18 protein-coding genes and 1 pseudogene are annotated in these 22,220 nt (G+C 69.8%); 11 read left to right on the top strand and 8 right to left on the bottom strand.

Annotated features, from left to right (window positions below; all coding sequences use genetic code 11):
* Window positions 1-14: 14 nt before the first annotated feature.
* A complete protein-coding gene (locus ORI94_RS17160; RefSeq protein ID WP_266076228.1) occupies window positions 15-3,170 on the bottom strand; it encodes a DUF3427 domain-containing protein in 3,156 nt (1,051 codons plus the stop codon).
* A gap of 159 nt (window positions 3,171-3,329) precedes the next feature.
* Here ORI94_RS17160 and ORI94_RS17165 point away from each other — a divergent pair, with 159 nt between their 5' ends.
* A complete protein-coding gene (locus ORI94_RS17165) occupies window positions 3,330-4,340 on the top strand; it encodes a YDG/SRA domain-containing protein (RefSeq protein WP_266076230.1) in 1,011 nt (336 codons plus the stop codon).
* A gap of 93 nt (window positions 4,341-4,433) precedes the next feature.
* On the opposite strand, the pseudogene ORI94_RS17170 reads toward ORI94_RS17165, so the two are convergent.
* Both ORI94_RS17170 and ORI94_RS17175 read right to left on the bottom strand, forming a co-directional pair.
* Window positions 4,434-4,691, bottom strand: a pseudogene (locus ORI94_RS17170) (DNA cytosine methyltransferase); the annotation flags it as partial.
* Window positions 4,684-5,097, bottom strand: a complete 414-nt coding sequence (locus ORI94_RS17175; protein WP_266076232.1) for a very short patch repair endonuclease — start codon at window positions 5,095-5,097, stop codon at window positions 4,684-4,686. The gene ORI94_RS17175 and the pseudogene ORI94_RS17170, both read right to left, overlap by 8 nt.
* Window positions 5,098-5,320: 223 nt before the next feature.
* On the opposite strand from ORI94_RS17175, the gene ORI94_RS17180 reads away from it, so the two are divergent.
* Window positions 5,321-6,766: an HNH endonuclease signature motif containing protein gene (locus ORI94_RS17180; protein ID WP_266076234.1), complete on the top strand. Its 1,446-nt coding sequence runs from the start codon at window positions 5,321-5,323 to the stop codon at window positions 6,764-6,766.
* A gap of 31 nt (window positions 6,767-6,797) precedes the next feature.
* Here ORI94_RS17180 and ORI94_RS17185 read toward each other — a convergent pair whose 3' ends face one another.
* Window positions 6,798-7,481, bottom strand: coding sequence for a response regulator (locus tag ORI94_RS17185; RefSeq protein WP_266076236.1), 684 nt, complete (start codon window positions 7,479-7,481; stop codon window positions 6,798-6,800).
* An 829-nt stretch (window positions 7,482-8,310) separates the two neighbouring features.
* On the opposite strand from ORI94_RS17185, the gene ORI94_RS17190 reads away from it, so the two are divergent.
* The 5 genes from ORI94_RS17190 (at window position 8,311) to ORI94_RS17210 (ending at window position 14,518) form a co-directional block, all read left to right on the top strand.
* Window positions 8,311-8,916, top strand: coding sequence for an ABC transporter ATP-binding protein (locus ORI94_RS17190; protein WP_266076238.1), 606 nt, complete (start codon window positions 8,311-8,313; stop codon window positions 8,914-8,916).
* Window positions 8,913-9,782 carry an ABC transporter permease gene (locus ORI94_RS17195; RefSeq protein ID WP_266076240.1) on the top strand — a complete coding sequence of 290 codons (870 nt, stop codon included), beginning with the start codon at window positions 8,913-8,915 and terminating at the stop codon, window positions 9,780-9,782. Before ORI94_RS17190 ends, ORI94_RS17195 begins: the two co-directional genes overlap by 4 nt.
* A gap of 192 nt (window positions 9,783-9,974) precedes the next feature.
* The gene (gene uppS, locus ORI94_RS17200; RefSeq protein ID WP_416237834.1) at window positions 9,975-11,663 is read left to right on the top strand and encodes a polyprenyl diphosphate synthase; all 1,689 of its coding nucleotides are present in this window, start codon (window positions 9,975-9,977) and stop codon (window positions 11,661-11,663) included.
* 1,119 nt (window positions 11,664-12,782) lie between these two features.
* Window positions 12,783-13,616, top strand: coding sequence for an alpha/beta fold hydrolase (locus ORI94_RS17205; protein WP_266076244.1), 834 nt, complete (start codon window positions 12,783-12,785; stop codon window positions 13,614-13,616).
* 341 nt (window positions 13,617-13,957) lie between these two features.
* Window positions 13,958-14,518: a hypothetical protein gene (locus ORI94_RS17210; RefSeq protein ID WP_266076246.1), complete on the top strand. Its 561-nt coding sequence runs from the start codon at window positions 13,958-13,960 to the stop codon at window positions 14,516-14,518.
* Here ORI94_RS17210 and ORI94_RS17215 read toward each other — a convergent pair.
* The 3 genes from ORI94_RS17215 to ORI94_RS17225 all read right to left on the bottom strand — a co-directional run bounded on the left by ORI94_RS17215 (window position 14,490) and on the right by ORI94_RS17225 (window position 17,021).
* Window positions 14,490-15,023, bottom strand: coding sequence for a TetR/AcrR family transcriptional regulator (locus ORI94_RS17215; protein WP_266076499.1), 534 nt, complete (start codon window positions 15,021-15,023; stop codon window positions 14,490-14,492). The two genes, ORI94_RS17210 and ORI94_RS17215, sit on opposite strands and share 29 nt — an antisense overlap.
* Before the next feature lie 22 nt (window positions 15,024-15,045).
* Window positions 15,046-15,882, bottom strand: a complete 837-nt coding sequence (locus tag ORI94_RS17220; protein WP_266076248.1) for an alpha/beta fold hydrolase — start codon at window positions 15,880-15,882, stop codon at window positions 15,046-15,048.
* A 119-nt stretch (window positions 15,883-16,001) separates the two neighbouring features.
* Window positions 16,002-17,021: an SEC-C domain-containing protein gene (locus tag ORI94_RS17225; RefSeq protein WP_266076250.1), complete on the bottom strand. Its 1,020-nt coding sequence runs from the start codon at window positions 17,019-17,021 to the stop codon at window positions 16,002-16,004.
* 814 nt (window positions 17,022-17,835) lie between these two features.
* On the opposite strand from ORI94_RS17225, the gene ORI94_RS17230 reads away from it, so the two are divergent.
* Both ORI94_RS17230 and ORI94_RS17235 read left to right on the top strand, forming a co-directional pair.
* Window positions 17,836-18,171: an ArsR/SmtB family transcription factor gene (locus ORI94_RS17230; protein ID WP_266076252.1), complete on the top strand. Its 336-nt coding sequence runs from the start codon at window positions 17,836-17,838 to the stop codon at window positions 18,169-18,171.
* On the top strand, window positions 18,171-18,893 hold the full coding sequence (locus ORI94_RS17235) for a cation transporter (protein ID WP_266076254.1): 723 nt from the start codon (window positions 18,171-18,173) through the stop codon (window positions 18,891-18,893). The genes ORI94_RS17230 and ORI94_RS17235 overlap by 1 nt, the downstream gene beginning before the upstream one ends.
* 34 nt (window positions 18,894-18,927) lie before the next feature.
* Here the strand turns inward: ORI94_RS17235 and ORI94_RS17240 are convergent, their stop codons facing one another.
* Window positions 18,928-20,403: a glycoside hydrolase gene (locus ORI94_RS17240; protein ID WP_266076502.1), complete on the bottom strand. Its 1,476-nt coding sequence runs from the start codon at window positions 20,401-20,403 to the stop codon at window positions 18,928-18,930.
* Between the two features lie 434 nt (window positions 20,404-20,837).
* Between ORI94_RS17240 and ORI94_RS17245 the strand changes: the two genes are divergently transcribed.
* On the top strand, window positions 20,838-21,185 hold the full coding sequence (locus ORI94_RS17245) for a DUF6412 domain-containing protein (RefSeq protein ID WP_266076505.1): 348 nt from the start codon (window positions 20,838-20,840) through the stop codon (window positions 21,183-21,185).
* Between the two features lie 166 nt (window positions 21,186-21,351).
* On the top strand, window positions 21,352-22,065 hold the full coding sequence (locus tag ORI94_RS17250) for a YidC/Oxa1 family membrane protein insertase (protein WP_266076256.1): 714 nt from the start codon (window positions 21,352-21,354) through the stop codon (window positions 22,063-22,065).
* The last annotated feature ends 155 nt before the right edge of the window (window positions 22,066-22,220 follow it).

The raw sequence follows: 22,220 nt of genomic DNA on the forward strand, positions 1-22,220 counted from the left end.
CCTCCAGGTGAAGGTCAACCCGTAGCTACCGCCTTGGCGTATGACAGCACGTCCGCCGGGATGGTGTGCTTCACCTTCCAAGTGATAGCCATGGGCTTGCTGCCCTCGTGCTTCTCGTACTCAGCAGGGCCTAGCAGCATCCACGGCTGAGCGCCGCCGATGTCTGTGGTCTTGTAGCGGCGGACAAACAGCAACACCTGGCTGCCCTGGGCGACGTGATGCCGGTATCTCAGCCCCGTAGTGGATGTTTCTGAGGTCTGGTTTTGGGATTCCCAGTGGAACTGGGTCTCGCTCAACGCGAAGTCACGGTAGCGAGTCTGTGGCGAAAAGTCCTTCTCATCCTTTTCGAGCGTGATGAGGAGAATGTCATTCTTTACGGACTCGCACCATCTCACTCCTTCGCGGAAGTCGCCCGGCATGAAGCCTCCGATATCAGCTTGGCCAAGGGCGGGAAGGATCTCTTCGCGACTGTAGGAGGCATGCACAGTTAGCGGGATGCCACGGTCGCCGGCCGCACCGAGGAGAGGGATGGGCACGTGCTCGGTGTGGGCGAGGTTGTATGCCAGCACCTGGCGCAGCTCGCTGCGAACAGCATGTTGCTTGCGGAGAGCAGTAAAACCGGCGTCGTACCTCGCGAAACCCTTTCTCGTCACGCCACCCAGCGGCCATAGCTGGAAGAAGAGCATGCGTGCGTATGCTTTCCCCTGCTCATCAAGATCGCTGTAGGTAGGGGCGTCATCTTCCAGCATGCGCGTGTATGCGGCCACGCGTAGCGGATCGTCGACGTGGAGGAAAGCAGGTACTCGATTGAGGAGCGCGGTTTCTCCCTCGGGCGCCTCGCGGTCCATCAAGCCGGCGCGGCGGAGCAGCCCGGTCCAGGAGTTTCCGTTCCCTCGATAGACCTCCTTGATCTCCCGCCCGCTCTCCTCCAGATAGCGGCACAGGCCGGGCTCTGCACAGTCAGCCACTTCACGAGCCAGCGTGGTTACATTGACGCCGAGTTGGCCCTTGATGTTGGCGATGATGGTGTGCTTCGCCTTCTCCTCCAGAATGATTTCGCAGCCGGAGGGGAGCTGAGGGAAGTCGTGCGCGATGTGGTCCAACAGCCTCTTGCGTGTCAGATTCGTCAGGGCGCGGAACTGGTTCTCGAAGCGAAACTCCTTGCGGTGTTGGCCAATGAAGTCCAAGACCGTCAACACCGCCTTGTTGTCAGAGCGCCGAAGACCACGGCCGAATTGTTGGAGGAACACGGTCGCGCTCGACGTGGGGCGGAGTAGGAGCAGGGTGTCGACATCGGGCAGGTCGACGCCTTCGTTGAAGAGGTCGACCGAGAAGATCACTTGTAGTTTTCCGGCCTTCAGGTCTGTGAGAGCCTCCCGCCGCTGGTCAGCCGGCGTCTCCCCGAAGACAGCGACGGCGCTGAAACCTGCGGAGCGGAAGGACTCTGCCATGAAGTGGGCATGGGCGACGGAGACGCAGAACCCCAATGCCCGCATACGGCCAGGGTGCGCAACCTTCTCCCCGACGGCCTTCACGACGAGACCAGCACGAATCTTGTTGCCTGTCAGGACGTTGCTGAGCGCGTTCACGTCATACGCTCCGCGCTTCCACCCCACGGTGCTCAGGTCGGTGTTGTCGCTGATGCCGAAGTAGTGGAAGGGGCATAGAAGCTTGTTGTCCAGCGCTTCCCACAGGCGCATCTCGGCCGCGATACGGCCGTCGAAGAACTCGTCCTGGATGTTCTTGCCATCCATACGTTCAGGTGTTGCAGTCAGACCAAGTAGCTCTATGGGCTGAAAGTGATCAATGATCTTCCGGTATGTCGGAGAGATTCCGTGATGGAACTCGTCGATCACGATGACATCGAAGTGATCGGGGGTGAGACGGTCAAGTCTCCTTGTATTGAGTGACTGAATGCTTGCGAAGACATGCATCCAACGCTTCGGAATTTCCCCGCTGTGCAGGTGTTCTCCGAAGTTCGCGTCAAGCAGGATGTCCTGATAGGACCGCAAGGACTGCTGCAAAATTTCTTTGCGGTGAGCGACGAAGAGGAGGCGTAGGTCGCGGCCGTGCTTCTGACGGAGGCGCTTGTAGTCCAGGGCGGCCATGACCGTCTTGCCCGTGCCTGTTGCAGCTACCAAGAGGTTGCGGTGGCGATCATGTACTTCACGCTCGACGTAAAGTCGCTCAAGCATGTCCCGTTGATGGGGGTACGGTCGCACTTCGAGGCCGGACAATGTGATGGATCGATCTGCTGACGATGCGCCACTGGCCACTGTCAGCGCTTCCTGAAGGCGAGCGCCATCGGCGTGGGGTTCGTACGTCTCGAAGGACGGGTCGTTCCAGTACGACTCGAACGTTGCCTCGAACTTCCGCATCACCTCGGGTGTGGCTACGGAAGAAAGGCGTACATTCCACTCAAGTCCGTCAAGGAGTGCAGCCTTCGATAGATTCGAGCTCCCGACGTACGCCGTGTGGTAGCCGCTGTTTCGCTGGAACAGCCATGCCTTGGCGTGAAGTCGGGTCGATCGCGTCTCGTAGTTGACTTTGACCTCGGCATTGAAATCTTTGACCAAGCGGTCCAGGGCTCGCCTTTCGGTGGCCCCGATGTACGTGGTGGTCAACACTCGTATCGGTACACCCCGGTCGTGGGCTGCTTGCAAGGACTGCTCGATGACCCGCAGCCCGTGCCACTTGACGAAGGCGCAGATGAGGTCCACGCGGTCGGCAGTGGCGAGCTCTGCGCGCAGTTCAAAACCGAGGCTTGGGTCCTCTGGGGAGTTCGTCAGGAGGGCGGTGTCGGAGAGAGGGATGCCGGGGCGCACGGCGAAGACTCCGGGCGCTTCTTGCTGGGTGATCGCCAGGAGTTGCCGAGGGCCGTCTGCGACGAGGTCCACCCACTCCTGCGTTCCCTTGAGTGTGCCGATGGATTCCAGGATGTGATTGGCAGCGTGCACGCGATCCTCAACAGGCAGGCTCTGCAGGACGCGACGCACAGTGTGAGAGACGTGTCGTGCAAGCAAGTAGGGGGTCGACTCGGGACCCACTGCGTCACTCACTGGGCTCCAGCCGAGTTGGGAGAGCTCCTTCAGCTTTTGCTCGAAGCGGAGCGTGATCAGTTGCTCGTACAGGCCTGGCGCGGGGTGGTCCAGGTCCTCCAACTCGGACACGTGGGCTCCTCTGAGCGCTCGGGGCAGCGGGCTCCTGTGTAACAGAGGGCTCTGACATCCGGGCAGAGTTGGTCCGAGAGGGTAGACCTTGATGCTGCCAACACAAGTTATTTAAAACGTAGTTGACAAAGTCGATCACTCTCATTCAAGTATGGGTGGATGGGAATCGAACGAGTCATCGGGCATGTGGACGGTGTTCCTGTGGGCGCGGTCTTCCATCGGAGATTGGACGTGATGCGGGCGAAACTGCACCAAACGAACCAGCGAGGCATCTCCTGGCTCGAGGACGAAGACGGCAGCAAGGTCGGAGACGCGATCGTCCTGCATGGAGGCTATGAGGACGACGAAGATCACTGGGATTGGATCCGGTACACCGGGGCTTCTAAAAACAAGGACAAGGATCCCAGCGGCAGGCTGCTCCGACGCCAGTCGTGGTCGTATGAGGACAACGCTGCGCTCCGGCTCAGCTACGAGCGGGGGCACCCCATACGCGTGATCCGAGGATACGAGGGAGACCCTAGGTACTCACCGTTCGACTCCTACAGGTATGACGGTCTGTACGTAATCACGGAGGTTCGTACAGCCACCTCCAAACGTCCGGCTCCTGATGGGTCACCGATTGACATTTGTCAGTTCGATCTACGTCGCTTGCTGGATCGTGAGCAAGTGCAGACCCCGCTCGAACGCCACGTCGTTGATGTGCTGGCAGAGCTCGAGGACGAGCAAGAGCGGCAAGGTGACGAGCGGCAGTACGTGGAGAAGTTCCCGCGATCGCGCAGCATGTGGGTGCGTCGTCTGATCCGGGATACGGCTGCCGCAGAGCGGATCAAGGAGCTCTACGAGGGCAAGTGCCAGCTGTGCGGCCTCCAACTGGTCGGGCCGGACGGCAAGCAGTACAGCGAGGGCGCCCATATACGGCCTTTGGGGAAGCCTCACCATGGCCCCGACGTCGAGCGCAACATCCTGTGCCTCTGCCCGAACTGTCATGTGCGGTTCGATATTGGTGCGATCACGATAGGCGAGGACTGGTCCGTCATCGTGCGTGCAGATGCGTCGGGTGTGAGGCTCTTGCCGAAGCTGATCCTGAAGGACAGTCACCGAGTCCAGCAGGAGTACCTCCGCTACCACCGGACGTACTGGGAGAAGCAGGGCGCTGGTCGAACACGCTAAAGGTCACGCGGGAGGCGTCCGCTTCTCGGTAGGGATGAGAAGCGGACGGAGGTCCAAGTATGGGAGTGGCTGCCGACACGTGGGAGAGGAGTAGAGAGCAGCCGAGGACTTCACTCGCGGCAGACCGGCCGACAAAAGATCCACGTCGAGGGTCTCCGGATGCTTCTCCGGAAGGAACTCGATCAGGTCCTCGCAGACCACGTTCCAGTGCGGTCGATTGGCCAGGAGCGTCTCACATGCCTGGTGCTTGTTGTCGAGCAGGAGCACCGGCGAGAATCCCGCACTCTCCAGCCCTGACGCCAACCCGCCCGCACCGGAGCAGACGTCCACGAACCCCAGTCGATCAACCATCCGCTCCCCCTTGGGTCGGCCGCCCCCGAACCTGCTTCTCGTGCTCCACCGCCGCGCGTACCGTCGCCGCGATCTCTTCTGCCGGTATGTGCTCCCAGAACCTCAACACTGTCCATCCGGCCGCCCGTAGGTACTCGGACGTCTCCTGGTCCCGCGCCATGTTCTTGTCGAGCTTGGCCCGCCACCACTCGGCATTCGACTTCGGGCTCGTCGCGTGCTGTGGGCAGCCGTGCCAGAAGCAGCCGTCGAGGAACACCGCGATCCTGGCCCTGGGGAAGACGATGTCGATGGTGCGACGGGGCATTCCGATCACCGGTGCGTTCACGCGGTAACGGAGCCCTTCGGCGTGCAGCAGTTTTCGGACCGCCACCTCTGGTGCCGTGTCGCGGGAGCCCTGGCGGCTCATTCGGGCGGATACGGCGGGAGAGGAGGGAGGTGCTTGTGCCACATGAGTATTTTGCCGGCGTGTTCCCCTTCACGGGGGCCGAGTGGGTTTTCTGTCCAGCCGGAGTCCGCGAGGAGGCGGGCATGGGCGGGCGGGCGCGGTCCCTGGGTTCTCGGTGTGAGGGTTCACTCTATCGAGTGTGGCCTTTGACCTGTTGCTATCACTCTGAGTGAGCAAGTATGGAGTGGTCGAACCCGTCCGCTGGAGGCGGGCGTTTGGCTCTGTCGTTCGTGTGGGCTGTCTTGTTCATGCCGTGCTGGGGGTGAGTGGCGTGTCCGTGGATGATCTGGTGGGGGAGGCCTCTGCCCCTTGGGGAGGAGTGATCCTCCAGGGGCCGTTGGACGGTTGGGTGGCTGAGCTGCGGGAGCGAGGGCCTGCGGCCGAGAGTGCGGGGCGGCTCGGCGGGCTGGAGGTGGCGCGTCTGTCGGCGCGTGGGCGGATCGACGCGCTTGTCGTGCTGGAGCAGCATCTGGCGTGGTTGCAGGCCAAGCAGGTCGAGGTACTGGCGGCCATCGCCGGGCACAGCGATCTTCCCGAGGCGGTCGTCATCGAGGCCGGCGGCAAGCTGGACGACGTCTTCGCCGCTACCTGGGACGGGGCCGTGGAGGAGGTGGCGTGTGCTTTGCGGTTGTCCCATCTGGCGGCCGGGCAGCGCCTGAGGGCGGCCACTTTGCTGGCGACCCGGCACGAGGAGACGACGGGGCTGTTGGCCCACGGGCGGATCTCCTACATCCAGGCGCAGGCGGTCGCCGAGCAGTTGGAGTGTCTCGATGACGAGGTGGCACGCCGCGTGGAGTCGGTCCTGGCGGCGAGGATGCCGGCCCAGACGGTGGGGCGGACCAAGGCCGTGCTGCGCCGCGAGATCCTCCGTGCCGATCCGGAGGGCGCGGAGCGGCGTCATCAGGAGCGGGTAAAGGCGCGGCACGTCGTGCGGTATCCGCAGGACGACGGCATGGCGCTGTTCGGTGCCGTGGTGCCCGCCCAGCAGGCCGCGCTGATGGAGCAGGCGGTCGATGCGCGTGCGGCTGGTTACGGAGACGATGGGCGGACGCTGGACCAGAAACGGGCGGACGCGCTGTTCGACCTTGTCGTCAACCAGCCCGGGGTCACGGGCGGCGGCGAAGGACGGGCGGCGGCCGTGGTGCAGGTGACGGTGCCGTTCGACATCCTGCTGGGCTCGGAGGACGGGCCGGCGGAGCTGAAGGGGCACGGGCCCATCACCGCCGGTCAGGCCCGGGAGATCGCCTTCGCGCCGGGTACCGTCTGGCGGCGGTTGCTGACGCATCCGAAAACCGGGCTCCTCGTCAAGACCGACCCGACGACCTACCGGCCGACAGCCGAGACCGAGCGGCACGTGATCGCCCGGGATCAGTACTGTGCCTTCCCCAGCTGCCGGATGCCCGCTCACCGGTGCGACCTCGACCACGTCCGGCCGTTCGACCACCGGCATCCGGAGCGGGGCGGGCAGACGGTGCCGGAGAACCTTCAGCCGTTGTGTCGTCGGCATCATCGGCTGAAGACGCATCATCCCGGGTGGAAGGTCACGCGTGATCCGCACTCCGGGGTCAGCACCTGGACCGCGCCCACGGGGCACACCTACACCAACACCCCGCCGGTCCGACGGTGGTGAAGCACCGGAAGACGTCGTGCGGGCCGGCGACTCAGGTCCGCGGTACCGGCTGTACCAGCCCCGTGTCGTAGGCCAGGATCACCGCCTGGGCTCGGCTGCGCAGGCGGTACTTGTCGAAGATGCTGGAGATGTGGGTCTTGACCGTCGTCTCGCTCACCGTGAGTTCCCGGGCGATCTCGGCGTTGGTCAGGCCGCGGGCCACGGCGCGCAGGACGTCGGTCTCGCGCGTGGTGAGGGCTGAGAGGCCGGGTGGGGAGGCGGGGCGGAACCGCTGGGCGTCGTCGTCCTCCAGCTGGGCGAAGCGGGACAGCAGGCGGTGGGTGACTCTGGGGGCGAGGATGGCCTCGCCGGCGGCGACGGTGCGGACGGCGTGGACCAGGGAGTCCGCCGGGCCGTCCTTCACCAGGAAGCCGACGGCGCCCGCGCGCAGAGCGTGCACGACGTGGGCGTCCAGGTCGAAGGTGGTGAGGATGATGACCCGGCATCCCGGCAGTTCCTCGGTGATGCTGCGTGTGGCATCGACGCCGTCCACGTGCGGCATGCGGATGTCCATGAGGACGATGTCCGGCTGCAACGCTCTGGCCTCGTACAGGGCGGCCCAGCCGTCCGCGGCCTCGCCCACGACGACGATGTCGTCCTCGGCCTCCAGGATGTAGCGGAATCCGGTGCGGATCAGGGGCTGGTCGTCGACCAGGAGGACACGGATCGGAGTCACTTGGCTCCTTCGGCGGTGGTGGCAGCGGCGGCAGTGACCGTGGTGGTGGCGGAGCGAGTCGAAGCGGGCAGCGCGGGGTGGGCGAGTGTGCGGGGGCGGAGCGGGATGCCGGAATGATGACATGAACGCAGAATTCTTCGTGTGGCCCGTGGCCCGTGGCCCGTGGCCCGTAGGGAGGGATCCGCCCACCGCCGTCCTGCGCGTGCCCGTGTCCGTGCCCGACAGGCCATGTCCCGGGGTCTCCTGCGAATTGAGGGGGCAGCTCCGAGGGAAGCCCAGGGACCGCCACTGCTTGATCTTGTCGCCCCGAGAGGACCGGGTCGCCTACACGGTTCCCGTGCTCCGGAGCACCTGCTCCTGGAGCTGTGGACGGAGGTCGGCCACCTCGGCCGTGATCGGGTCGTCGGGGCACCGGAGGCGGGCTCGGCGGGGGACGGGGGACCCCGCCGGCGTCCAACTGCCCGCAGCCGCCACCGCGAACAAGGCTCTGGTCGACGCCGCAACCTGCGCCATGCTCGGCAAGTCCCTCCCCGCCACGACCGCCACGACCGCCACGACCGCCACGACCGCCACGACCGCCACGCTGAGCCAGAGTGCGAGTGAGGCCAGGTGGGGCCCGGCCCGGTGGCGGGCGGCGAGTTCGTCGCGGCGGGACTGCTGTCCACGGAACGATCACGGGCCGGTGCAGGGCAGGGACACTCCCCGGCACGGAGGCGCGCAGCCGACTCCTCGACAGTTGGGTCGTGGTCGTCGTTCATCCGTGTCGTTCCGGCACCGTGATCGTTGTGGCAGGTACAGGGGGCCGGTTACGGGTGGGGGGAGTGCGGGCGTGGAGGTCGAGGGTGTGCACCATGCCTACGGTCGGCGTGTGGTCCTGCGTGGCGTCGACATGCGGCTCGGGACAGGGAGGCTGTGCGGGATCGTCGGGGAGAACGGCGCCGGCAAATCAACGCTGCTGAAGATCCTTTCCGGCGAGTTGCGGCCCTCACGCGGCACGGTCCGTCATGGTGGCCGGTTCGGTTACTGCCCGCAGCACGTGGTTCTCAACGACGCGCTGACTGTCCGCCAGCACTTGGCGTTCTTCCAGAGGGCCTATCGCCTGCCAGATCTGCGGTATGCCGAGGAGATCACGGACGTGCTGGGATTCGCCGGTTACGCCGATGAGCGGGCCGGGGTCCTCAGCGGCGGGACGCGGCAGAAGCTGAACGTGACGCTGGCGCTGATGCACGATCCGCAGGTGCTCTTGCTGGACGAGCCGTATCAGGGGTTCGACTGGGACACCTACCAGCGGTTCTGGGACCTTGCCGTGCGGCTGCGTGATGCGGGACGCTCCGTACTGGTCGTCTCCCACTTGGCGTACGACACCGAGCGTCTGGACGAGTTGTGGCGTCTGGAGGACGGGCTCCTCCGCCCGGACCAGGCGGTTGCCGCGTGAGGTTTCACTTGGCCCGGTTTGCCCTCGCCACCGGGTTCGCGCTGACCGAGCACGGCCGCAACCGGTTCGCCGTGGTCCTGGTGATCCTGTTCGTCCCCCTGTGGACGACCCTTGCCTATCTGGCGATGCCCGACACCCCGGCCCTCATGCGGCTGCAGGCCACCGGGGAGACGCTGAGGCCCCACGGCAACGAACTGACCGAGATCAGCGGCGCACTCAACGCGGTCACTCTGATCACCGGTTTCATGATGTTCGCCGCCACCTTCTCCGGCAACCGCTTCGACCGCCGGCTCGCGATGGCCGGCTACCCCCGCATCCATCTCGTCCTGGCCAAAGTCACCGCACTGGCTCTCATCTCGGCGACGGTCGCCGCCTACGCCACCGCGGTCACCTGCCTGGCATGGACACCCCGGCAACCTCTGCTGCTCGCCGCCGCACTGTTCAGCGCCGGCCTCACCTACGGAGCCCTCGGCGTCGGCTTCGGCTCGGTGCTGCGCCGGGAGGTCGAGGGCATGTTCGCCCTCGTGATGACCAGCATCATCGACCTCGCACTGCAGAACCCGATCACGAGCTCCGGGGCCGACAACCCGATCATGCGCTACCTGCCCTCCTACGGAGCCATGCAGGCCGGCACGGCGGCGGGATTCTCCACCAACCCGGTGCCGCGGCACCTGGCCATCCAGCTCTCCTGGTTCGCGGGAGCGGCCCTGGTCGCCCTGATGGGCTTTCGCCGCAGCACCCGCAGCACCCTGCTCGCCAACCCACAGCCCACTGAGCCCGGGTCGGGAAGCGGTACTCCCTGCCTCCCCGCACGGCGCCACGCCGCCGCGCCCTCGGCTACGGCGTCCCACACGGAAGCACCCTGAGGTCCACGCCCCGAGATGTGCACGACACCGCAGCCCACCCCCGCGCCCCTCGACACAACCAGACACGCGCGACGCGGCCGAGCCGCCCCCCGTGCGCTGCGGGGCGAGGACCCCGCCCTGCGTGCGGCATACCGGCTGTGCCGCCGCATTACACGGCAGCATGATCCCGGGATCCACGCCCTCATCCAGTTGATGCCGGCCATCCTGCGCCCGGCGTGCTGGGCACTCTGGGCGGCCGCCAGCATCCTTGACGACCTGGCGGACCAACCGGATGTGGAGCCGGCCCGGCGCGCGGCCCGTGTCGAGGCGTGGACCAGGGCACTGAAGCACGACACGCGGGCGGGCACGAGCACCGACCCGATCCGGTATGCCCTGGTGGACACGGCAGGACGGTGGCATCTGGACCTGACCAGCCTGCAGGGCGCGATGGCCAGGACACGGGACGACGCCCACGGTCCGCGCTTCCCCGACTGGGCCGCGTGGCGGGCCGGGTGCACCGAGGGAGTCGTGCCCTGGGTCGACCAGGTACGGCACCTGTTCGAGCAGGCCGGCGCGCCGATGACGCTCCGGCTGGACCGGCAAGCCGACTACGAGCACTTCATCGACGGTGCCCAGCTCACCGACATCCTCACCGACCTGAGCACCGACCTCGCCCAGGGCCACCTGCTCCTGCCACAGGAAGCACTGGAACCCTTCCCCGGCGCAGAGGCGGATCTGCTCGAGGGGCGCTGGAGTCCAGTCGTGGCGGCGCTGATCGCCGAACTGACAGCCCTGGCCCGCCGACGGGTGACCAAGCCCGCCGTGACGAGAGGAATGCACCCGGGTCCCGCCACCGTGCTCGACACGGCGGCCGACCTGATGCGCGCCCAACTCGACGCCATCAACGCGGCCGGCCCCACCCTGCTGAAGCGCCCCCCACGCCCCTCCGCCGTGGCACGCGCCCGCGTACTGGCCCCCGCCCGCCTCCGCGCGGCCCTGGCCTGGCGCCTGACCCCCCTGACCGTGCCGGGCCCCCGGCCCCCCGCGGTGGAGTCGAGCGATCCGGGCCAGGCGGCCGAGGACGCCGGTCTCCGGCCCCCGTCACCGCACCGCGACGGCGTTCGGCCCCCGCGGATCGCCGCCGACCAGATGCCCCGCCACGTGGCGGTCATCATGGACGGTAACGGCCGCTGGGCCGAGCAGCGCGGCCTGCCCCGGCATGAAGGCCACCGCGTCGGCACCGCCGCCGTGCACGAGATGGTTCACGGCGCCCTGGAGATCGGGCTGCGCCACCTGACCCTCTACGCGTTCTCCACCGAGAACTGGAAACGCGGCACAGAGGAGATCGCCACGATCCTGGAGGCAGCCCAACGCGAACTCGACGAGGGGCCCCTCCGCGACTTGGACGTGCGCCAGCGCTGGTCCGGCCGCCCTGACAAACTGCCCGAGGACCTCGTCCGTGCCCTCAGGCGCGAACAGCACCGCACCCGCAACCGCACCGGACTGACCCTTACCCTGTGCCTCGACTACGGCGGCCGCGACGAGATCACCCGGACCGCCGCGGCACTGGCCCGGGCAGCCCGAGAAGGTGAAGTGGACCCCCACCTCCTCGGCGAGGACGACTTCGCCCGCCATCTGCCCCACCCCGACATGCCGGACGTGGACCTGTTGTGGCGCACCGGCAACGAACAGCGCACCTCCAACTTCCTGCCCTGGCAGGCCGCCTACGCCGAGCTGTACTTCACCCCCGGCTACTGGCCCGACAACGACCGACGGGACCTGTGGCAGGCCATCACCGAGTACAGCCGACGCCAACGCCGCCACGGTGCTGTCCCCGCCCCCCTGGCCTCTCCCGAGGACCGCCGTTCGTCTCCGCACCCTCGACCCGGCCCCCGCCACTGACCCGCTCCGGATCAGACGTCCCGTTGTTCCGTTCCGGAACCACCGGCTGGTGTGATCTCGCTTGGCCGCAGCAGGACTTGATGCTCTCACCGGTGAGTCGGGTCTCCCCGACCGGTGTGGGCTCGACCGGGCCGGTTCCGGACACCGAAGCCTTTCATGATCATTTGTTGGACGCGCCCCAGTCGGCCGCCTCGCCTTCAACGGCACCATCATCGGGACCGGAACCGCCTTCTGCTGCCTCGCCGACACCCGGGCCCGAACCGGAGAACCCGCCGGGGAGGACCGACCTGTGCCGCGACCGGGTTCGGGAAGCGCCCCATCCGCTGAGACAGCTGACACGGCCGGCACGGCTGACACGACTTCAGTGCCGTCGGCGACGCCGGCCGATGGCCGTCGGAGTCCATCCGCTCGGCCGCCCGCACTGCCTCCCCCCGCGTCAGCGCCAAGAACGGGTGCGGCTCATGCGCGGTGATCAGCCGCCTGAACCGCGGCGGCGCGGTCCGCTCGGCCGAGGTCACGGTCCCGCCCAGGCCCGGACGGCAGTCGGCGTCACCATCGACGGCCCCCTGTCGAACGGGTGACGGCCGCCATCGAGGCGGACCCCGAGAGCAAGTAGTGGCGGCTTCCGGGCTCACCCCGGCGCTGCCCCCACGAGGAGCCCGCGTGCTCCGTTCCGCCGTGGATCGGCGGACGGGCCGGACCGGAGGGCGAGTGGCGACTCCGACGTTCGTGGGATGCCGGGACCCGTCTCCTTCGTTCGGCCGAGTGGTGATCTGGGCCCGGCGGCTGACGTGCCGGCCGGTGCCGGGGGGTGGAATGGGAGCTGCGGCCGGGAAGGGGGCGCCGGCAGGGCCGAGCAGGGGTGGACGAGTCCGTCGGCGCCGTTCCGTTCGTCTGCCCCTCGTCCCCCATCACCCGCCCCCCGCCCCCCGCCCCCGTCCCCCGCCCTCCGTCCGCCGCTCTCCCCGGCCCTCTGTCGGCCTGCCCCCTCCGGCGGAACGATCTCCTCCATTTCGGTTGTGCACAATTTAGTTGTGTGCAACCGAATTATGCGCTACCTTTTCCGTGCAGCGCGACCGCAAGGCTCCACCACACCGAACACGAAAGGCGGCGACCACCATGCCGTTCATCACCGTCGGCCAGGAGAACTCCACCTCCATCGACCTCTACTACGAGGACCACGGCACCGGGCAGCCGGTCGTGCTCATCCACGGCTACCCGCTCGACGGCCACTCCTGGGAGAAGCAGTCCGCCGCCCTGCTGTCGGCCGGCTACCGCGTCATCACCTACGACCGCCGCGGCTTCGGCCGCTCCGGCCAACCCACCACCGGCTACGACTACGACACCTTCGCCGCCGACCTGAACACCGTCCTGGAGACCCTCGACCTGCGCGACGCGGTCCTCGTCGGCTTCTCCATGGGCACCGGCGAAGTCGGCCGCTACCTGGGCACCCACGGCTCCGACCGGATCGCCAAGGCCGCCTTCCTCGCCTCCCTGGAACCGTTCCTGCTCAAGACCGACGACAACCCCGAGGGCGTCGACGGCGCCGTCTTCGAGGGCATCGAGCAGGCCGTCACCGCCGACCGCTACGCCTACTTCAGCGCGTTCTTCAACGACTTCTACAACCTGGACGAGAACCTCGGCACCCGGATCAGCGAGGAAGCCGTCCGCAACAGCTGGAACGTCGCCGCCGGCGCCTCCTGGCACGCCTCGCTGGCCTGCGTGTCGACCTGGACCACCGACTTCCGCGCCGACCTCCCCAAGGTCGACGTCCCGACGCTGATCCTGCACGGCACCGCCGACCGCATCCTGCCGATCGAGGCCACCGCCGAGCCGTTCCGCCGGGCGCTCCCGCAGGCCGAGTACGTCGTCATCGACGGTGCCCCGCACGGCCTGCTGTGGACCCACGCCCAGGAGGTCACCGACGCCCTGCTCGCCTTCCTGGCCAAGTGAGCGGCGGCGACCGGACTCCACGGCCCCGGATCACCTGTGCGCCCCTCGCCCCGACCGGTGAGGGGCGCACGGCCCGGCTCGGACCCACGGCCGCATCCGGGTCCGGGAGGCCGCCGTCCCTCTCGGAAGCCCGTCACGGCAGTTCCGGCCCCCGAGTCTGCCGTCGCGCGCCATTCCGTACGTGAGCGCGGAGCACCCACCCACCGCGCACGACAGGCGTCGCTGCCCGCTGCCGTCCGCTGCCGTCAGCCGCTGGACAGCTGCCGCCGGCCCTGTCCCCGGCGCGAGGCCCGCGATACGATCCGCGGCCTGCTGCCGACCCGACAAGGAGAGCGACGACCGTGACGACCCTCGCGGTGACCGGGCACATCAACCTGACCGAGGGCAGCGTCCCCCTGGTCCGCGCCGCCCTGGACGACCTGCTCGAGCAGTACGCCGGCGACGGCGATCTCGTCGGTGTCTCCTGCATCGCCGAGGGCTCCGACTCCCTCTTCGCCCAAGCCGTCCTCGCCGCCGGCGGGCGCCTGACGGTCGTCGTCCCCTCCCGGGACTACCGGCGGAACAGGGTCAAGCCCGACCACGCCGCCCTCTTCGACCACCTCGTCGAAGCCGCCGGGGAGGTCCTCGTCCTCCCGTGCGAAACGGCCGGCCGGCCGGCGTACGCGGCCGCCAACGCCGTCCTCGTCGAACGGGCCGACCGGCTCGTCGCCGTGTGGGACGGCCGGCCGCCCACCGGCTGGGGCGGCGGCACCGCCGACACGGTGCTCGAGGCGCGGGCGGCGGGCGTCCCGGTGGACGTGGTGTGGCCGGACGGCGCCGCCCGCCGGGGCCGGGCACCGCGGCGATCCGGCCACGGAGGTGGCGGAAGCGCTCTCACAGGGCGCGCAGGCCGCGGTCGGTGAAGGCGACGAGCCACTCGAAACTCTCGTCGACGTCGGTGCTCCACTGGAAACCACGGGCCACCTGCAGCGTGGCGAAGCCGTGGAAGAGGCTGCGGAGCAGGCGCAGGGCGTGGTCCACGTCGGCCTCCTCGATCTCGTAGCCGCGCAGGACCGCCGTGAGCGAGTCCATCAGCCGCCGGCCCGCGGTGGCGACCGGGTCGTCCGGGCCGGACGGTTCCACGCCGATCGTCGCGGCGTACCGGCCGGGGTGCTCCAGGACGAAGGTGCGGAAGGCGCGGGCCGCGGCCGCCAGGGCGTCGCGGCCCGCGTATCCCCGGATCGCGTCGCCGACGGCGTCGGCGGCCTCGGCGCACGCCAGGGCCGCGATGCGCCGGTTGAGGTCCTCCTGGCCGCCCACGTGCTTGTACAGGGACGGGGTGCGCACGCCCAGCCGCTCGGCGAGCAGACCCATCGTCAGGTGGGCGAGGCCCACCTCGTCGGCGAGGGCGGCGCCGGCCGCGACCACGGCCGCCGGGTCCAGGCCGGCCCTAGGCACGGGCGGCGTCCGGGCGGAGGAAGGCGAGCACGAGCGACGCCACCCGGTCGGGGAACTGGTCGTGCGGGTAGTGCCCGGCGCCCTCGATCATCTCGAGGCGGCCGAGGCCGGACGGCAGGGCGTCGACGATCGCCGACCCCTCGGCGTGCGGGTCGGCCCAGTCGGGGTCGAGCGTGCCCATCACGACCAGGACCGGGCAGCGGACGCCGCCGAGCTGCGCGCCGGCGTCGGTCGGGGCGCTGCGGCCCATGCCCTGCAGGGCCTTCATCCGGCCCGGCTCGCGCAGCAGGGACTCGACGCGGCCGAGCCGCTCGGCCCAGCCGGCCGGCTTCGCGCCGGGGTAGGCCACGTCGAGGTACGAGCGCCACAGCGGCACGCTGCCGAGGACGCCCGCGCCGAGCAGCCGCAGCATGCCCCGGCGGAAGCGCCGCACCCGCAGGTCGCCGAGGCGGAGCGACTGCCCCCGGGTGAACGGCGCCAGCTCGACCACCGCGGTGACCAGCGAGGGCTCCCGAGCCGCGGCGATGGTGGCGGCGCCGCCGGAGAACGAGTGGCCGACGAGCACGGCCGGCCCGCCCAGGTGGCGGATGACGGCGATCAGGTCGCCGGCGACGGCGGTGCGGCTCCAGGCCGGCCAGTCGGCGCTCGACTCGCCGCAGCCGCGCAGATCGACCGCGGCGACCCGGTAACCCGCCGCCACCAGCTGCGGGATCACGGCGCGGTACGCGGCTCGGCTGTCGCCCATGCCGTGCGCGAGGACGACCAGCGGACCGGCCCCCGCCACTTCGTAAGCGATCGTGCCGCCGTCGACGGCGAGGTGTTCGGTCATGACGGCCTCCAGGTGTGGCTAACTTGAATAGCTAAAAGCTAATCTCATTAACCAAACCTGTCAATGGCGGGACCCCCTGGCGCCTGCTCCTGGCGCTGCGCCCTGGCGTCGTGCCCCCGTCACGCCGCCGTCGTGCCGTGGCACTCCCCGTACGTCCGCCCCGAGCCGCACCAGCAGGCGGCCGACCGCAGCGGGGGCCACGGCAGGGCGCGGCCCCGGGCCGCCAGGGTGGTGGCGTACTGCGGGAGGAGGCCGGTGTCGTCGGGGACGGTGCCCTCGGAGGCGGCGAAGGCCTCGTACGAGGGGACGGTGCCCGTGACGATGCCCAGGTTGGGGGTGCCCGAGGCGGCCAGTTCGCGCAGGGCCGCCTCTATCGTGGCCAGGTGCTCCTCGTGCGACGGGTACTCGTCGGCCAGGACGGGATACGCCTCCAGGAGCTCGGCCAGTTCGTCCGCCGGCCAGTGGAGGACCGCCACCGGGAAGGGGCGGGACAGCGCCGTCCGGTACGCGCCCAGTTCCGCCCGCAGGCGGCTGATCTCCGCCTCCAGCTCCGCCGGGTTCTCCGAGCCCAGCGACCAGACGCGCTTCGGGTCGTGGAGCTCGTCCAGGGTGATCGGCAGGGTGTGCACGGAGTCCGCCAGGGCGTCCCACTCGTCGTGCGCCGCGCCCAGCATCCTGCGCACGCGGTGGCGGCCGAAGAGGAGCGGGTGGGTGGCGGCCGGAGGCTCCGGCGCGTCGGTGAGGAGCAGGAGTACCGCCTCCGTGAACGTCTCGTGCGCCTGCTCCAGCTCGTCATGGGCCTCCAGGGACTCCGCGACGATCACCCAGGGGGCCGGGTCGCGCGGGGCCGCGGTGCGGATGCCGTCGATGACGGCGCGGGCCTCCGCCTCGTGGCCGTACTCCCAGAGGTTCGAGGCCTTCAGGGCGCGGACCAGGTACGGGCTCTCCAGCTCCGCGTCGGCGGCCAGTAGCCGGTCGTAGAGGGTGGCCGCGGCGGGGCGGTCGCCGGAGAGTTCGAGATGGGCGGCGGCCCGTAGCAGCAGGGCTTCGACGTCCTGGGGATACAGGCCGGCGGTCCGCTCCAGGCGTGCCGCTTCCGCGGCGTGGTCGACGTTTTCGGCGGGCGTGTCGGGGCGCATGGAGGACACCGTACTGCCGACCGGTGACATGGGAGGAGACGGCCGCGGGCCGGAGGCTTCCCCGAGGGCGAACCCGGGCCCGGGTGGCAAGGGGCGGGAGCGGGGGTGACGTGGGCTTCCCGTTCTCACCGTGCGGCAGCGGCGCGGCCCGCCCCTTCGGCCCCGCTCGTGCGGGGCGCGGACCGTCGGGGCCGGTCCTGGCGTGTCTCCGCTGCTTGTACGGCCGCAGCGCTCTCCGGGTCGTCGATGGTGCCGGACATGATCGTGCGGACGTGTTCGGTGGTGCGCCGGAGCGGCCGCCCCCCAGGCCGGGGCCAGGAGGCGGTTGACGTCCGCGTCGCTGGAGCGGCGGGGGATGAGACGGGCGGGGTGCCGCCGACGACGCGGTGGTCGGGGGCGTCGTCGACGACTGCGGAGCCGGCGTCATGCCTGACGGCAACCGTGGCGACGGCTCCGCTGTACCCGGGCGGAGCGGTTTTTGGCCCCGGCGAGGGGGGCGACAGATGGTCGGCGGGTTCGTCGGGCAGCAGGACGTCCGACGGCTCGCCGAGCGATCGCGCCAGGGCGGGACGCCGCAGCTGCCCACCCGGCGGTCTGCCCACCCGGCGGTCCGTCCACCCGGCGGTCCGTCCACCCGGCGGTCCGTCCACCCGGCGGTCCGTCCGGGCCGGCACCGTGAGCCGGTCGCGGCCGGACAGGCCGCCGGGCAGGGTGCTCCTGCCCGCTTCGTCGTACCGAGGCTTCCCCGGGCCGTGCACCATGGCTCATGAATACAGGGTTCTCTGAATTCAGGATTCTGTGTACTGTCAGTGGTGTGCTGACTCTCGCTGCCGACATCGAGGTGCTGGCGCGGTTCGGCCGCGCCCTCGCCGACCCGATCCGCTGCCGGATCCTCCTCGCCCTGCGCGAGGCCCCGGCCCACCCCGCCGACCTGGCCGACGCTCTGGGGATCTCCCGCACGCGGCTGTCGAACCATCTGGCGTGCCTGCGCGACTGCGGCCTCGTCGTCGCGGTACCGGTCGGCCGCCGCACCCGCTACGAGCTGGCCGACGAACGCCTCGCCCATGCGCTGGACGACCTGCGCACCGCCGTGGTCGCGGTCGAGGCCGACAGGACCTGTGCGGACGCGGACGACAAGGGCTGCTGCTGATGGCCGCCGGGACATCCATCGGCACAGGACCGGCTCCCGCCCGCCGTGACGCGCTCACCCGCCGCATACGGCTGCTGGTCGCCGTCACCATCACCTACAACGTCATCGAGGCGATCGCCGCGATCACCGCCGGGACCATCGCCTCCTCCACCGCTCTGATCGGCTTCGGCCTGGACTCCGTCATCGAGGTCTCCTCCGCCGCCGCGGTCGCCTGGCAGTTCTCCGCCCGCGACCACATGGTGCGCGAGGCGAGGGAGAGGGCCACCCTGCGGATCATCGCGGTGTCGTTCTTCGCACTTGCCGCCTACGTCACCACCGACGCCGTCCGCGCGCTGGCCGGCACCGGCGAGGCCGAACGCTCCGTCCCCGGCATCGTCATCGCCGCCCTCTCGCTCGCGGTCATGCCGTTCCTGTCCGCCGCTCAGCGCAAGGCCGGCCGCGAACTCGGCTCCGCCAGTGCGGTCGCCGACTCCCGGCAGACCCTGCTGTGCACGTACCTCTCCGCCGCCCTCCTGGTCGGCCTGGTCCTCAACGCCGCCCTGGGCTGGTCCTGGGCCGACCCGGCCGCGGCCCTGCTCATCGCCGCCATCGCCGTCAAGGAAGGCCGCGACGCCTGGCAGGGCAAGGGGTGCTGCGCGACACCCGCCGCCCCGACGGTCCCCTCCGCCGGCGCCGGGACGGAGGTGTGCGGCTGCCGCCCCGGCGGCGACTGCTGCGGCTGAACCGGCACCCGCACACGCGAAGGCCCGGGCCGGGCTACACCGTCACCCCGTCGAGCTGCAGGGTCTGGACCGACTTCGGGGCGAAGGGCACGCTCACCGAGGCGCCGTCCAGGCGGGCGTCCGAGTGGGCCGTGTAGAGGTCGCCGCCGCCCGTCGTCACGGTGTTCCAGCGCGGGACCAGGCCGCCCGGGCCGCCCGTCACGGAGGAGAAGCGGGAGAGGTCGAACCTCAGGGTCTGCGACGACGCCGACGCGTTCGCCGCGACGACCACCAGACGGCGGGCGGCGCGGTCCAGGGCGGCCACCGCGTGGCTCGCCCCCGTGTCGAGGATGGTCATGCCGGGGCGGATGTGGCGGCTGAACTGGGCCATCACGTAGTACTTCGGCTGGATGGCGCCGGGCTGGAGCGTGTTCGGGTCGTACGCGATCATCGCCCAGCCCGGTGACGGGTCCATGACCTGCCAATAGCACCAGGCCGTCGGGTGCAGCCAGCGGAAGTCGTACAGGAGGTTGCCGGCCATGGTCATGCCGGTGCCGTCGCTGTCACCGGTCTCCGAGTTCCAGAGGATCTTGCGGCCGTTGGTCACGACGTCCGCGTACAGCAGGTCGCGGCGGCCGCCCGAGCCCTGGTAACCGTGCACGTTGACCTGGCCGACCAGCGCCCGGGTGGAGGAGCCGAAGGAGTTCCACGTCGTCCGCGCGAGGTCGTAGCCCGTCTCGTCCGAGGCCGAGACGCGCAAGCCGGTCAGGCCCCGCCGGTCCAGTTCGGTGCGCAGGTGTGCCAGGACGGACGCCTGCGTCGGTGCGTCGATGTGGCAGCCCTCCTGCGTGCCCGTCGCCGTCCACCAGCCGGAGCTCGGCTCGTTGAACGGGTCGACGGTCGCGAAGTCCACGCCCCAGTGGTTCCGCGCGTACAGGGCGACGGCGGCCAGGTGGGAGGCGTGCTGGCGGTGGTTCCAGGGCTGCAGGTTGTTGCCGCCGCCGGCCGCCCCGGACGGGTTGTGGTTGGCGCACATCCACCACATCGGGGAGTTGGCGAACAGCTCGGTGGTCGCGCCCCGCTGCACGGCCTTGAGCAGCATCGCGCGCTGGGTGGCGTCCGCCGTCCACTTCCAGGCGGAGGACGCCGGGTCCTCGTTGTTCCAGTCCTGCCAGTAGCCCTCGATCTGCTTGAAGCCGGGGATGTTGGGGGACTGCACCATCGTCTCGCCGCCGACGCTGTTCCAGCCGCACGCGCCGAGGTTGTAGCGGGCGATGTTCAGGCCCAGACCGGGGAGTGTCCGGCCGCCGTACGGGACGGAACGGGTGGTGAAGAAGAGGTCGGCGAAGTCGTCCCGGCCGCCGAAGACGTTCGCCCACCAGGCCAGTGAGGTGCCCCAGCCCTCCCAGGTTCCGAACGCCGCCGACGGGTCGACGGCGATGGTGGCGTCCGCGTGGGCGGTGCCGGTGGCCAGGGCACTTCCGAGGACCGTCCCGCCGGCCGCGGCGAGCAGGCTTCTGCGTCGGATCATCCGGTTCATGGCGCCTCCACGTCTCTGCGTCTGCACGGCTGCACGTCTGCACGTCTCTGTGTCTGCACGGCTGCAGGTCTCCGGGTCTTCGCTTCACTCGGCACCGGGCGGCGGTGCCGGTCGTGAATTTATGTCGCGTGCATGCCATGCATGGTCAGGTGAAGCATCGGAGTACCGGGCGGGGTTGTCGAGAGTTGTCACAGTCCTTTCTCAAACCTGTGTACGAAGGGAGCGGGGTCGCTTCTCCCGGGCGCGGCTGCGGCGGACGACGGGACGCCGCTCCTCCGGAGGCGTGCGGAGGCGTACCGGGGCGTACGGAAGCGTGCGAAGCCTGCGGAACTGTTGTGCCGGTACCGGACGTTAGAGTGAAGGACGGGGCAGGACCGCGCTTGGTCCGGCCGGGTGCGAGGCGACAGGGGGAGGGGGCGTCAGTGATCCGTACCGCGAAGCGTGGTCGTGGCGGCCTGCGCGGTGTCTTCGCCGCGGTCGCCGTGCTGCTCCCGCTGCTCCAGGTCCTCCTGCTCGTGCTGCCGGCCGCCGGCGGTCTCTTTGGGCTCTCCGGCACCGTCGCGCTCGCCGCGACCACGGCTGCCGCCGCCACGCTCACCGTGTGCGCCGTCGTCCTCGCGCGCTGCGCTCCCGTCGTGCCGCCCACCCGGGTGCGCACGGCGATACGCGACCGTGACCGGCGTACCGCCTTCCTGCCCCAGCGCGACCCCGACGCCAGGGGCCGCACCCGGCCCAGAGCCCCCGGGCACGCCCTTCCGGCGACCGCCGCCTAAGGGCACGACACCGGTTGCGGGGCGGCCCGTCGGCCGTCCGTGGAGGGCTTCCCGCCCTTCCGGGGCTTTCCGTCCCTGTCACCGCGCGTGCCCGCGTGCGGGTCGTCATGCCGTCATCGCGTTCTTCCGTTCCGGCACGACGAGACCCCCGGAGGGCTCACCACCCATGTCCGTTTTCGCCCACCTGGTCGGGCAACTGGCCGACCTGCTCCAGCCGTTGTTCGGCCTCTCCGCGGCCGCCGCCGCGATCGTCCTGTTCACCGCGCTCGTACGGCTCCTCGTCCACCCCCTGTCCCGGGCCGCCGCGCGCGGGCAGAAGGCGAGGACCCGGCTCCAGCCGAAGATCGCCGAGTTGCGGCGCCGGTACGGCCGCAGCCCCGAGAAACTCCAGCGGGCCCTCCTCGAACTGCACACCCGGGAGAAGGTGTCGCCGCTGGCCGGCATCCTGCCCAGCCTCCTCCAACTGCCCGCCTTCTTCCTGCTGTTCTACCTGTTCTCGAACACCACGATCGGCGGGCGGCCCAACGAGCTGCTCGGCCACGAGCTGTTCACCGCGCCGCTGGGCGGCCGATGGGCCGACGCGCTGGGGGACGGGGGCCCGCTCGGCGGGGCGGGGCTCGTGTACGTCGGGCTGTTCGCGGTCGTGGTGGCGGTCGCCGCCTTCAGCTATCGGCTCACCAAGCAGTCCATGGCGGCGAACTCGGCCCTGACCGGCGCGGAACCCGTCGCCGTGCCGGGGACCGGCGCGGTGGTCAAGGTGATGCCGTTCCTGTCGTTCTTCACGCTCGTCACCGTGGCCGTCGTGCCACTGGCCGCCGCGCTGTACGTGGTCACCAGCATGGCGTGGGGCGTGGTGGAGCGGGCGGTGCTCTACCGGTGACGCCGCCCCGGCCACCGCGCCCGGCCCGGTCCAGTACGTGAACGGGGGCTTGCGGACCGGACGCCGTCCTTGGAGGATCGACCAGTCCTCCGATGGCTGTGCCTGGCGGCGTCCGCCGCATCCGGGCCGTGTTCGTCGGGCGGACCCGCTATCGA

Source organism: Streptomyces sp. NEAU-W12 (assembly GCF_026242095.1).
GTDB lineage: Bacteria > Actinomycetota > Actinomycetes > Streptomycetales > Streptomycetaceae > Streptomyces.